This window comes from Streptococcus oralis (genome assembly GCF_965111685.1).
GTDB classification, from domain to species: domain Bacteria; phylum Bacillota; class Bacilli; order Lactobacillales; family Streptococcaceae; genus Streptococcus; species Streptococcus oralis_B.
Window position 1 is genome coordinate 537,191 of sequence record NZ_OZ217340.1, and the last position, 15,121, is coordinate 552,311.

Genomic DNA, 15,121 nt, shown 5'->3' on the forward strand with positions numbered 1-15,121 from the left:
GGACAAAGGGGGTAAATCTAACATTTTTAGGAAGAGATTAAGTTGATTTTTGAGATTTTTTAAAAAGAGGAGTCGTGTTTTGGTACTTTTCAAAAGCATGTGTTGCTTCTAAAAATCGCGACAAATAATTTGAATAATCAAGTGAAATCATGTAGAATAGAAAGGATTGAATAACATATTGAAGAGGAAATTTTGAGAATGAAACATCAATTTTATGGAGAAAAACGACAGCGTTTTTCTTTCCGCAAGTTGTCCGTTGGGCTCGTTTCGGCGACTATTGGAAGCTTCTTTTTGAGTGGGCAAATAACCGGGGGCTTGACTTCTGTAAAGGCAGCAGAAATTCAAAGTCAGCAGTCTGCTCAGGTCAAATACCACTACGTAGTGGAGTCTGAATTGACAGAGGCAGAGAAGAGTGCCTTGATAAAGGAGATTCCAAAGTATGTTGAGGATGCTTCAGAGACCTATTACTTAGTTTATCGTCCAACTACTCAAGGGGATTCATCTGGAGTATTGCCTAAGACAGGTCACTCCTGCCTTTGGGAATCAACATTTACAGCGATGGGTCTTGCATTACTAGTACTTGTAGTTGTTAGAGGCAGAAATGGGAAGAGGTATTTATCTTCGATCTTGTTGGTAACTGGAATGGGATCCATACTGCTATCTCAAACAGTCTTAGCAGTGACGAATGTCGAACTCGCAGCATATAATCAAAGTCTTAACTTGGGTCTCGGAGAATCCCTTCCAGCGCCATTGAAAATTGACGGTTATGACTATATCGGTTATCTAAAGAATGAAGAACAAAATGATAGTCATTTAGCTCATTCTACTCAGAAGGAAAATTCGACACTTGATTTGGAGAAAGAGAAGGAAAGAGAGCTAAAACCGAGTGAAACAAATCTTGATATGAAAGAGATCGTTTCAGATAAGGATGATGCTTTAACTGTGGAAGAAAGAGAAGCTATAGCCGCTAAGGAGAGAGAATTCACAAGCTCAACTCCTATTTATGACTTGCCAGAACTAAAAATTAGCGAGCAGGAGTCAGTCCAAGAACTTCCTTATCAGACAAAATACCAATATTCAGATGAATTGGCTCAAGGGCAATCAAAAGTTATACAATCAGGTGTTCGAGGTCAACGTACAGTTGTGACTCGTCATTATCGTAAGGGTCAAGAAATCGTGAAAAGCGAAATGATTTCTGATCAAGTGACGGTTGAACCTGTTTCTGAAATTATTTTAGTTGGAACAGCTCCAACTAACTCGATACCAAAAGAAACTCCAGTTCACGAAGTTCCAGAATTGTCAGAATATGGTACAACTCCAGAAACAGCGCCAGTTCATGAAGTTCCGGAATTGACAGAGTATGCCACCAGTCCTGAGACAACTCCAGTTCAAGAGATTCCAGAACTGACGGAATATGGCACAACTCCAGAAACAGCACCAGTTCACGAAGTTCCAGAACTGACAGAATATGGTATAACTCCTGAGACAACTCCAGTTCACGAAGTTCCAGAATTGGCAGAGTATGGCACCAGTTCTGATACGCCTCCAGTTCAAGAGATTCCAGAACTGACAGAATATGGGACTAGTTCTGATACAGCTCCTATTCACGAAGCTCCAGAACTGACGGAATATGGTACAACTTCTGAAACATCCCCAGTTCACGAAGTTCCGGAATTGACAGAGTATGGCACCAGTCCCGAGACAGCTCCAGTTCATGAAGTTCCGGAATTGACAGATAATGGCACCAGTCCTGAGACAGCTCCAGTTCATGAAGTTCCGGAATTGACAGAGTATGGCACAACTCCAGAAACAGCTCCTGTTAACGAAGTTCCGGAGTTGTCAGAGTACGGAACCAGTCCCGAGACAGCTCCAGTTCAAGAGATTCCAGAATTGACGGAATATGGCACAACTCCTGAGACAGCGCCAGTTCATGAAGTTCCAGAACTAACAGAATATGGCACAACTCCAGAAACAGCGCCAGTTCATGAAGTTCCGGAATTGTCAGAGTACGGCACCAGTCCCGAGACAGCTCCTATTCATGAGAATTCTGAGTTGGAATTGACTACAAATGATGAGGTTAGAATAGAAAAGATTGATTTTTCTATTGACGAGCAATATACAGATGAGATTCCAGGAGGAAGTCGTCAAATCGTAACACCAGGTGTTGAGGGAGAGCGCACGATTAAGATTCGCGTCTACAGTTCTAATGGTCAAGAGGTTGACCGCCAAGTGTTGTCTAATGAGGAAACTCTAGCTCCCGTAACGCAAATTGTTAAGGTCGGCACGGCTAAACCGACCATGGTACCGAACGATTCACCGCAAGCAGACGCCCTTCCAGAGTTTCCGTTGACTTATACTGACGAAACGCGCGTAGAGAAGATTAACTTCACCACTCTTGAAGAAGAAACGGATGAATTGGTTCGAGATGCTCGTCAAATCGCGACTCCAGGTGTCCAAGGCGAACGGACTATCAAGACTCGTGTCTACAGTTCCAATGGTCAAGTTGTTGACCGTCAAGAGTTGTCTAACGAAGAAACCTTGGCTCCGGTAACACAAATTGTCAAAGTCGGCACGGCTAAACCAAGCATGGTGCCAAATGAAGCACCAAAAGCAGATGCTTTACCAGAGTATTCGCTGACATATACAGATGAAACCCGCGTAGAGAAAATAGCCTTCAATATCGAGGAGCAATATACGGATGAATTGGTTCAAGATGCTCGTCAAATCGCGACTCCGGGAGTCCTAGGTGAACGAACTATTAAGACTCGTGTCTACAGTTCTAATGGCCAAGAGGTCGATCGCCAAGAACTTTCGAATGAAGAAACCTTGGCTCCAGTAACACAAATTGTCAAGGTCGGCACGGCTAAACCAAGCATGGTACCGAATGAAGCACCAAAAGCAGAAACTCTTCCAGAGTATCCGTTGACTTATACTGACGAAACTCGCGTTGAGAAGATTAACTTCACCACTCGTGAAGAAGAAACGGATGAATTGGTTCGAGATGCTCGTCAAATCGCGACTCCAGGAGTCCAAGGTGAACGAACTATCAAGACTCGTGTCTACAGCTCTAACGGTCAAGTAGTTGACCGTCAAGAGTTATCTAACGAGAAAACTCTAGCTCCAGTAACACAAATTGTCAAGGTCGGCACGGCTAAACCAAGCATGGTACCGAATGAAGCACCAAAAGCAGAAACTCTTCCAGAGTATCCGTTGACTTATACTGACGAAACTCGCGTTGAGAAGATTAACTTCACCACTCGTGAAGAAGAAACGGATGAATTGGTTCGAGATGCTCGTCAAATCGCGACTCCAGGAGTCCAAGGTGAACGAACTATCAAGACTCGTGTCTACAGCTCTAACGGTCAAGTAGTTGACCGTCAAGAGTTATCTAACGAGAAAACTCTAGCTCCAGTAACACAAATTGTCAAGGTCGGCACGGCTAAACCAAGCATGGTACCGAATGAAGCACCAAAAGCAGAAACTCTTCCAGAGTATCCGTTGACTTATACTGACGAAACTCGCGTTGAGAAGATTAACTTCACCACTCGTGAAGAAGAAACGGATGAATTGGTTCGAGATGCTCGTCAAATCGCGACTCCAGGAGTCCAAGGTGAACGAACTATCAAGACTCGTGTCTACAGCTCTAACGGTCAAGTAGTTGACCGTCAAGAGTTATCTAACGAGAAAACTCTAGCTCCAGTAACACAAATTGTCAAGGTCGGCACGGCTAAACCAAGCATGGTACCGAATGAAGCACCAAAAGCAGAAACTCTTCCAGAGTATCCGTTGACTTATACTGACGAAACTCGCGTTGAGAAGATTAACTTCACCACTCGTGAAGAAGAAACGGATGAATTGGTTCGAGATGCTCGTCAAATCGCGACTCCAGGAGTCCAAGGTGAACGAACTATCAAGACTCGTGTCTACAGCTCTAACGGTCAAGTAGTTGACCGTCAAGAGTTATCTAACGAGAAAACTCTAGCTCCAGTAACACAAATTGTCAAGGTCGGCACGGCTAAACCAAGCATGGTACCGAATGAAGCACCAAAAGCAGAAACTCCGCCAGAGTATCCCCTAACTTATACCGACGAAACCCGCGTAGAAAAAATTGCGTTCAACATCGAGGAGCAATATACGGACGAATTGGTTCGAGATGCTCGTCAAATCAAAACACCAGGTGTTGAGGGAGAGCGCACGATTAAGACTCGTGTCTACAGTTCTAACGGTCAAGAGGTTGACCGCCAAGAGTTGTCCAACGAGGAAACTCTAGCTCCCGTAACGCAAATTGTTAAGGTCGGCACGGCTAAGCCAAGCATGGTACCGAATGAAGCGCCAAAAGCAGAAACTCTGCCAGAGTATCCGTTGACTTATACCGACGAAACTCGGGTTGAGAAAATTAACTTTAGCATTCGTGAAGAAGAAACCGATGAGCTTGTTCGAGATGCCCGCCAAATTGCAACTCCGGGTGTCCAAGGCGAACGAACTATCAAGACTCGAGTCTACAGTTCCAATGGTCAGGAAATCGACCGCCAAGAGTTATCTAATGAAGAAACTTTGGCGCCCGTAACACAGATCGTCAAAGTCGGAACTGCTAAACCAAGCATGGTACCAAATGATGCACCGAAAGCAGACGCTTTAGAGGAGTTCGATTTAATTTCACTGCATAATCTCTTGGCAGAAGCGGATCAGATTAAAGCTCAGGCCCGTTATTTCAACGATAGTCAGAGTCATCAAGCTAACTATGATGCTGCTTTGACGGCTGGTCAAGTGATTCTGAGCCAATCCCAAGCCAGCCAAGCAGAAGTCAACCAACTGGTGGAACAAATCAATCAAGCCAAGGCTCAATTAAGTGGTCTTGAGGTTGTCAAAACTGCTCTTCAGACTGAGTACGATTTAAATCCAAGAGTTAAAACTTCGGTTAAATATAAGAATGCGGATTCAGAAAAGCAAACAGCTTATACTGACGAATTGACCAAGGCAGAGGGAGTTTTGAACAATCAGACTGCTACACAAGTACAGGTCAACCAAGCTCTTGTTAGCTTGACAGCAGCCAAAGAAGCACTGAATGGAGTGCCTAAAGTCAAGCCGACTGTTTCAATTCTAAGTCTGACTGAGAATGCTGATGATAAGTCGGTGACAGTCCAATATAGATTGGAAGACCAGACAAAATCCTTCCGTTCAGCGACTGCAGAGTTGTACCAGGGAGATCAGCTGGTTCGCACTCTTCCGATTACTAACTTTGCTGGTAGCTTGAAGATTGGCGACCTAGACTATTACACAGGCTACACTCTAAAAACCAAGTTGACTTATGAACTGGATAATGGCAGTTTTACTGAGTTTGAGACAGACAGTCGTAACTTTGAGTTAGAATACAAGAAGATTGCCTTCCGTGATATTGATTCTGTTGAGTTTTATCATAAAGAAAATGACCAATACAAGCGGTTTGTATCGATGAGCTCTATGCCTACGGATCTGTCTACCTACTTCGTCAAAATCAAGTCAAGCGAATCCAAGGAAATTCTCCTACCAGTTCACAGCATTTCTGAAGCAGAGAAAGATGGCAAGGCAGTCTATAAGGTTAATGTAGCCCTTCCTGAACTCGTCCAAGAAAGTGAGACAGGATACAAGTCTGGGCACGACTTTTACATCAGTAAGGCAGTCCCAAGTCAGCAAAATGTCTACACCAGCTTTGCTGGATTGGTAGACGCTATGAAGCGAAATATGGCAGGAAACTATGTTCTGGGAGCTGATTTGGATGCGAGCGAGGTTAACCTAGCTCCTGCGGACTATGTCTATCTTAAAGGGAACTTCACAGGTAGTCTGACAGGTAGTCATAATGGTAAGCAATATGCCATTTATAATCTAGCCAAGCCCTTATTTGAAAACCTCAAGAGTGGTTCTACCATTTCCAATATCGACTTTAAAGACGTGAATATCTTGGGTACCTATGACTCGGCTGCGCTGGCACGCAATGCGGAAAATGCGCAAATTACAGATGTTTCTGTTCAGGGGAGAGTATCGGTAGTAGGCAACGCTTCTAACGTAGCGGGTCTAGTAGTTAATGGAACCAATACGAAGATTACAAATAGTTCCTTTACTGGTACCATCCTATCTAACAATCAACACATCAAAGCCTATAACGTAGGTGGTTTGGTTGCAAGCCTTAAAGGAGGAGAATCTCTTCTCAGCCAAAGTAAAGCAGATGTAACGATTATTAGCGGTGCAAAATCAAATGAACAACGTATCGGTGGTTTGGTTGGACGTCTAGAAAACAACGCTCGAATCACCAAATCTTATGTGACTGGAAAATTATATAATTCAACCACTAACGGTCAAATCGGTGGAGTGGTCGGCTCGAACTACTTTAATGGTTTGGTTGATAATGTGATCAGCAATGTCAGTGGTACAAATGTTTACAGTATTTCTGGGGATCAGGGATACAAGAACGACCGCATTACACAAGCATATAAAGTTGCCAAAAGTGAAACCTTGAAAAACGATCAGTTTGTTACTTCTACCATTACTCAAGAAGAAATGGAAGAAAAACTGACTGCTATGGACATAACAACTAGCCTAGATGACACGAATCTAAATATGCGTTTTGTCGACTATGGTGAGGTAAACAATGCTCAGTTTGACCGCGGATATTCTTATGCAAATATGGAGAAACTGCTTCCTTTCTACAATAAAGAAACCATTGTTTCGTTTGCGAACAAGATTCCGAAAGAGCATAAGTTGAACAAGGAGTACCTACTGGATGTTGTTCCGATGAAGGGCGACCAGGTTATCACTGATATCCATAGCAATAAAACAGCAATCAATCGTTTGATGCTTCACTACATGGACAATACCATCGATTACCTAGAATTATCTTATAAGGGAGATTTCGTAAATCGAGGTATTGCTGAGTATAGCATCAAGGGGCTAGACCTTCTTTATACTACAGAAGCCTTTGTATCAGATTATACTAGTATTCTAAATCAAGTCCTGCCAGAGTTAAACAAGGTAGTTCTTGATTCGCCAGCTATGCGCACAGTTCTTGGTGTAGCAGCAGATACTTCTTTGGATGAACTATACTTAGACACCGCATTTACGCAAGTGAAAAGCAAGCTATCAGGTGAGCTTCGCAAAGTGCTGGCTATGGATAAGGCTATCAATACTGAAGGTGAAGTAGTTAAGGATTATCTTGTTAAGAAGATTCTTGCTGATAAAGAAGCTTTCCTATTAGGTCTGACTTATCTTAATCGTTGGTACAATATCAACTATGATAACTTTAATGTTAAGGACTTATCGGCTTACAAGTTGGATTTCTACGGTAAGAATGATGTTTCGACTTTAGATACAATCATTGCTTTAGGGAAATCAGGACTTGAGAATCTCAAGGCTAAGAACAACTATACAGCTTATGACAATTCGCTCTCTGAAGCAACTGGTAAACGAGGACTCTTCAATTATCTTGAAGGCTATCGTCAGCTCTTCCTGCCTTATAAGACCAATAATGAATGGCTCAAAACCAATACAAAAGCCTATATCGTTGAGGCTAAGTCGGATGTAGCAGAAGCGAGACAGCTTCAGGATGCAGCCGAGGGCAAGAGCAAGTACTCTGTCAGCGTTTATGACAAGATTACTGCTGATAATTGGGAACACAAGGGGATGCTCCTGCCACTCTTGACCATGACCGAGAAAGGTGTCTATGCGATCTCTAATATGTCTACCCTCTCTATGGGAGCTTATGATCGCTATCGTCTTGATGCCAATAACAGGGTGCGCACAGACGCTGAGCTAGCTGAATATGTCGAAGACCGAGTGAGAAAAACAGCTGAATACCAGCGCGACCACTATGATTTCTGGTATAAGATTCTCAGTCCAGAAAGCAAGGACAAGCTTTTCCGTTCTGTTCTGGTTTATGACGGATTCTCATTGGTTGACAAGAATGGTCAAAAATATTGGGCTCCAGCTAATGATAAAAAATCTCTAGCTATGCAGGAGTTCTTCGGACCTGCCGGCAAGTGGTATCCAAGCAAGGGTTATAATGCCTATGCTACGGGTAGTGTAACTCACTTTGATGCTGCTAAATTGTTGGAAGACTATGGTAACTCAGTCTACACGCATGAGATGACCCATAACTCTGACGGTGCTATTTACTTTGAAGGATATGGTCGTCGTGAGGGACTAGGTGCGGAACTCTATGCTCGCGGACTCTTGCAGTCTTCACCGAGCGCAGATGAACCAACTATTACACTCAATACTCTCTTCAAGGTGGACAAGGATTCTAAGACACGTATGCATACCTATAATTTCAAGGAACGTGTTCAAAATGCAGCAGACCTGCAGCACTATGTCCATGGTATGTTTGACATGATTTACACCCTAGATTACCTAGAAGGTACCTCTATGCTGAAGCAGAGTGATGCTGCCAAGTTACAGTGGTTCAGGAAGATGGAGAATTACTATATTACAGATAAGTATGGTAAGGAGATTCATGCTGGTAACCAGACGCGAAGCTTCACTGCTGAAGAAATCAAGCAGCTGAAGACCTTTGACTCCCTGATCGAAAATGATGTGATCACTCGTCGGGAGAACAAGGAAAGCGGAAAATATGGTCGAAATGGCTACCTGAGCCTCAGCCTCTTCTCACCAATCTACTCAGCTTTGAGCAATCCAAATGGAGCGCCAGGTGACGTCATGTTCCGTCGCACAGCCTATGAATTACTGGCAGCCAAGGGCTACCATGATGGATTTGTCCCTTATGTTTCTGGTCAGTACTCTCAGGAAGCCTTCGATGAAGGTAAGAAAACGTGGGACGGATGGTCTGGAAGAGATGTTGGTCTCGTGACGGACCAGAAAGTCTTGGAAAATGTATTTAAGGGTGAATATGACTCCTGGTTAGCCTTCAAGAAGGCTATGTACCAAGAGCGGATTGATAAGCTAACCAAGCTGAAGCCAATCACCATTGAATACGAGCTTAAAAATCCAAACAGTACCAAGAAAGTAACCATTCGTTCTTATGCAGAGATGCAAAGACTGATGGATGCAGCAGTAGCAGAGGATGTACGCAACATTACCAATGCTACTAGCCGTGTTGAAGCTAGCTGGGTCAACCTGCTCAAGAAGAAGATTTACAACGCTTATCTTCGTGAGACAGACGACTTCAGACAGTCCATCTTTGAAAGATAAGCATCTTGCAAAGATAGACATGAAAAAAGAAGATCCAAGTGATCTTCTTTTTTCTGTTATCAAATGACATAAAAAATTTACAAGATATAGTAGTTTTTTCATTCGTAAAATCAAAGCATTTATTTGGGACAAGGAACTCTTTTTATAGTATAATGATGAATGTAAATTACCTATATCAAAATATAATACTAGTTATTTTCTTGATAAAGGTTAAAAAGCGAGAGGATTTAAAATGAAAAAGATTTTTGGAGAGAAGCAGCATCGTTTCTCCTTACGAAAATTAGCAATTGGTCTTGTATCAGCTTCGATTTCAAGCCTATTTTTTGTGTCCATTGCGAGCAGTGGAACTGTATTTGCTCAAGAAAATGTAGCTGTTCACTACAAATATGTGACGGATACGGAGTTGAGTGGGCAAGAGAAAGATTTGATTGTAAAGGACATTCCTAAAATTGCTGAAGATAGTGAGAGCACCTATTATCTAGTCTACCGTATGGATGAGAAAGCACAGCTAGGTCAGTTGCCCAATACAGGTGGGCAGCATAGTCTTACTAGTGTTTTATCAGGTGAAGCGCTAGCTTCGATTGGCCTTCTTATTTTTGTTGTATCCAAAAAGAAAGGCAAAAAGAAGGCCCTCTTGAATGTGATTTTGGTAACAGGGATGGGCAGTGGTTTGGTTTCTTCGGTTCAGGCTATCGAAAATCAACTTTTGCTACAATACAATCAGGAATACCAATTATCCCAAGGAGATAGTCTGCCTTTGCCACGTGCCTTATCGGGTTATACTTATCTAGGCTATATTAAGCAAGACAAAGAGATTAATCAGCAAGAAACTGCTGCTAGGGATCAGAAACTTGACTATACGGTTCAACCTCATTTCCAAGCCAATGAGGGTGGACAAAGGGCAGGAGATGAGCAGAAAAATCCGTCTCCAACAAGCCCTGCAGAGAAGCCAATCCCTTCTCAAGATTCATCCAATCAAAATCCGTCTGGCATTGCTAGTGTGAATCCTCAGGACGAAGTCTTGGCTGGTCGCGTGAACAAACCAGAGCTCCTATACAAAGACCAAGAGATTGTAACCAAACTAGATGTTCCAGAAGTGGTTCAGGAAAATCCAGAACTAGCAGAGGGGACCATTCGAGTCAAACAAGAAGGGCGTGCTGGGAAGAAGGTTGAAGTCGTTCGCATTTTCACTGTTGAAAACCAAGAAATTTCCCGAGAAGTTCTATCAACTAAATTAGAAGAAGCCTTGCCACGTATAGTAGAAAAAGGGACTAAGAAGACAGTTGTACCGAGTGAAGCACCTCAGTCTGCAAGAAAAGGAGAGCCTGAGACCCAGGCTTCCTTACCAGAATATACAGGCGAGCAAGCGGGAGCGATTGTAGAGGCTGAGATAGCCGAAAAACCAGAATATACTGGCACCCAAGCTGGAGCAGTCGTTGAACCAGAGCAAGTTGCTCCGCTACCTGAATATCAGGGAACGCAAGCTGGTGCCATCGTCGAGCCAGAACAAGTTGAGCCAGAGGTTGGGGGCGTCCAGTCTGGGGCTTTGGTGGAACCAGAAACGACTGACAAACCAGCCTATACAGGCGATCAGTCTGGAGCAATCGTAGAGCCTGAACAGGTGACACCAACACCAGAGTACACAGGAACTCAAGCTGGAGCGATTGTAGAACCAGAGACAAGCGAAAAACCAGAATATACAGGTGAGCAATCAGGTGCCATAGTGGAACCAGAGCAAGTCGCTCCACAAGCTGAGTATCAGGGAACCCAGGCTGGAGCAATCGTCGAACCAGAAATCAAGTCTTCCCTACCAGAATATAAAGGTGAGCAAGCTGGAGCCATTGTTGAACCAGAGCAAGTCGCTCCTCTTCCAGAATATACTGGTAATACTGAGCAAGTAAAACCGGAAGCTCCGACAGAAAAACCAAAAGAAAAAGATCCAGAGAAAACGCTTGAGCTAAGAAATGTTTCGGATCTGGAGCTGTATAGTCAGACCAATGGTACTTACAAACAACATGTTTCTTTAGACAGCGTTCCAAAGAATACAGAAACTTACTTTGTCAAGGTTAAATCTTCGTCATTTAAAGATGTCTATCTACCAGTTTCTTCAATAACGGCTGAAACGAAAGATGGTCAGTCAGTTTATAAAATTACAGCCAAGGCTGAGAAACTCCAGCAAGAGCTAGAAAATAAATATGTCGATAATTTCACCTTCTACCTAGCTAAGAAGGCTAGAGAGGAAACGACAACCTTTACTTCCTTTAGCAACCTCGTCAAAGCTATCAACCAGAATCTCTCTGGAACCTATCATTTAGCAGCTAGTTTGAATGCCAACGAAGTGGAGTTAGAGCCTGAAGCTAAATCCTATATCAAAGGCACTTTTACTGGTCAGTTGATCGGTGAAAAAGATGGCAAGCAGTATGCTATTTATAACTTGAAAAAGCCTCTGTTTGAAACCTTGAGTGGTGCCACAGTAGAAAAATTGAGTCTGAAAAATGTCACCATTTCTGGAAAGGATGATATCGGTTCACTGGCCTATGAAGCCCAGAATGGTACAAAGATTAAGCAAGTTCATGTCGATGGTGTTCTAGCAGGTGAACGCGGTATCGGTGGTTTGCTGGCAAAGGCTGAACAATCAAGTATCACAGAGAGCAGTTTCAAGGGAAGAATTATCAACACTTATGAAACGACTGCTGCCTACAATATCGGTGGTCTGGTCGGTCATTTGACAGGAAACAGGGCTTTGCTGACGAAGTCAAAAGCGACAGTAACCATTTCATCCAACACAAATAGTTCAGATCAGACTGTGGGTGGTCTTGCAGGTCTAGTAGACCGAGATGCGAAAATCCAGCATAGCTATGCTGAGGGGGATATCAACAATGTCAAACACTTTGGTAGAGTCGCGGGAGTAGCAGGCTATTTGTGGGACCGAACTTCTGGTGATGTAAAGCATGCTGGAAGTTTGACCAATGTCCTCAGCGATGTCAATGTAACCAACGGAAATGCCATCACTGGTTACCACTATAATGATATGAAGGTGAAGGACACATTCAGCAGCAAGGCCAACAGAGTCTACAATGTCACGTTGGTCAAGGATGAGGTCGTCAGCAAGGAATCCTTTGAAGAAAGAGGAACGATGCTAGATGCTTCCCAAATCGAAAGCAAAAAAGCAGCCATCAATCCTCTCACTCTACCAACAGTGGAGCCCCTTTCAACAAGTGGTAGTAAAGACAGTGACTTTTCTAAGGTGGCCCATTATCAAGCTAAGCGCGACTTGGCTTATAAGAACATTGAAAAATTGCTACCTTTCTACAACAAGGCAACCATCGTCAAATATGGAAACCTAGTAAAAGAAAGCAGTAGCTTATATCAAAAAGAACTCTTGTCAGCAGTTATGATGAAGGGTAACCAAGTCATCACAGATATTGTTTCTAACAAACAGACTGCAAACAAACTCTTGCTACACTACAAGGACCATTCATCTGAGAAGTTCGATCTCAAGTACCAGGCTGATTTCGCCAAATTAGCAGAATATAGTCTAGGAGATACTGGACTTCTCTATACACCAAACCAATTCCTGTATGACCAATCTTCTATTATCAAGCAAGTCTTACCAGACTTACAAAAGGTTGACTATCATTCAGAAGCCATCAGAAAGACACTGGGTATTTCTCCAAACGTCAAGCAAACCGAGCTCTATCTTGAAGACCAGTTCGCCAAAACAAAACAACATCTGGAAGACAGTTTGAAAAAACTCTTGTCAGCTGATGCTGGACTTGCCGGTGACAATCCAGTCACCAAGGGCTATCTTGTAGATAAAATCAAAAACAACAAAGAAGCCTTGCTACTTGGGTTGACCTATCTGGAACGTTGGTATAACTTCAGCTACGGTCAAGTAAACGTCAAAGACCTGGTTCTGTACCATCTGGACTTCTTTGGTAAGGGAAATGCTTCACCACTAGATGCCCTGATTGAGTTAGGTAAATCTGGCTTTAACAATCTTCTAGCTAAGAATAATGTCGATACTTATTCTATCAGTCTTGCTAGCCAGCATGGAACGACAGATTTGTTTAGCACTTTAGAACATTATCGAAAAGTCTTTCTACCAGAGAAAAGCAACAATGACTGGTTTAAATCAGAGACTAAGGCTTACATTGTCGAAGAAAAATCTAATATTGAAGAAGTCAAAACCAAGCAGGAACAAGCAGGTACCAAGTATTCTATCGGTGTCTATGATCGCATCACAAGTGCCACATGGAAATACCGCAATATGGTCTTGCCGCTCCTAACCTTGCCAGAGAAATCAGTATTTGTCATCTCGACCATGTCTAGTCTAGGATTTGGAGCCTATGATCGCTACCGCAATAGCGAGCATAAAGCGGGCAAGGCTCTCAATGATTTTGTAGAAGAAAATGCGCGTGAAACAGCCAAACGTCAGCGAGATCACTACGATTATTGGTATCGTATTTTAGATAATGAGGGACGTGAAAAACTCTATCGTACGATTCTCCTTTATGATGCCTATAAGTTTGGGGATGACACAACCTCTGGAAAAGCCACAGTGGAGGCTAAGTTTGATAGCTCCAATCCAGCTATGAAGAACTTCTTTGGACCAGTTGGCAATAAGGTAGTTCACAACCAGCATGGAGCCTATGCTACAGGGGATGGCGTCTACTATATGTCTTACCGTATGCTGGACAAGGATGGAGCCATTACATATACCCATGAGATGACCCATGATTCCGATCAGGATATCTACCTTGGCGGCTATGGTCGTAGAAGTGGCTTGGGACCAGAGTTCTTTGCAAAAGGCTTATTGCAAGCCCCTGACCAACCAAGTGACGCAACCATTACCATTAACTCCATCTTGAAACACTCAACATCAGATAGTAAAGAAGGCTCCCGTCTGCAAGTCTTGGATCCGACAGAGAGATTCCAAAGCGCAGCAGATCTTCAGAACTATGTCCACAACATGTTTGATCTTATCTACATGTTAGAATATCTCGAAGGGCAGTCAATCGTTAACAAACTAAATGTTTACCAGAAAATGGCGGCTCTCAGAAAAATTGAGAACAAGTATGTGAAAGATCCAGCAGATGGAAATGAGGTTTATGCCACTAACGTAGTCAAAGAATTGACAGCAGAAGAGGCCCAAAACTTGAATAGTTTTGAAAGTTTGATTGACCACAACATCTTATCAGCTCGTGAGTACCAGACTGGCGACTATGAACGAAATGGCTACTATACGATTAAACTATTTGCCCCAATCTTTTCAGCTCTCAGCAGTGAGAAAGGCACGCCAGGGGACCTTATGGGACGCCGGATCGCTTACGAACTTTTGGCTGCCAAAGGCTTTAAGGATGGAATGGTACCTTATATCTCCAACCAATACGAAGAAGCTGCCAAACAAAAAGGTAAAACCATCAATCTCTATGGTAAAGAACGCGGATTGGTGACAGATGATCTTGTACTGGACAAGGTATTTGAAGGCAAGTATTCATCTTGGGCTGCCTTTAAGAAAGCCATGTATAAAGAACGTGTGGATCAGTTTGGGAACTTGAAGCAAGTGACCTTTAAAGATCCGACAAAACCATGGCCAAACTATGCGAACAAGACCATCAATAGTGTGACTGAATTGCAGGATCTCATGGATCAAGCTGTGCTACAGGATGCAGTGGCTCCTCGTTGGAGTGACTATAAGCCAGAGATTGACAGTGCTGTTCATAAGTTGAAGAGAGCAATCTTTAAAGCTTATCTTGACCAAACAAACGACTTCAGAACCTCTATTTTTAAGAAATAAGGGTTGGAAAATGAAAAGGGAGGATCGACAGATCTTCTCTTTTTATGTCGGGCTGTCTGAAAGCTGATATGAGACAGATTTGTGACTGAGAAGGTCTTTTGTTTCTGGAGCAAATATGGTAGAATGATAGCTACGAGAGAAGGA

General features: G+C 43.0%; 2 protein-coding genes. Both read left to right on the forward strand.

Translation table 11 applies throughout. The features are described from left to right. Window positions 1-198: 198 nt before the first annotated feature. Entirely contained in the window at window positions 199-9,177 is an 8,979-nt protein-coding gene (locus ACLV7H_RS02990; RefSeq protein WP_411866313.1) for an SIALI-17 repeat-containing surface protein, read from the forward strand. A 232-nt stretch (window positions 9,178-9,409) separates the two neighbouring features. Beyond that, a complete protein-coding gene (locus ACLV7H_RS02995) occupies window positions 9,410-14,977 on the forward strand; it encodes a ZmpA/ZmpB/ZmpC family metallo-endopeptidase (protein WP_411866314.1) in 5,568 nt (1,855 codons plus the stop codon). Window positions 14,978-15,121: the final 144 nt, after the last annotated feature.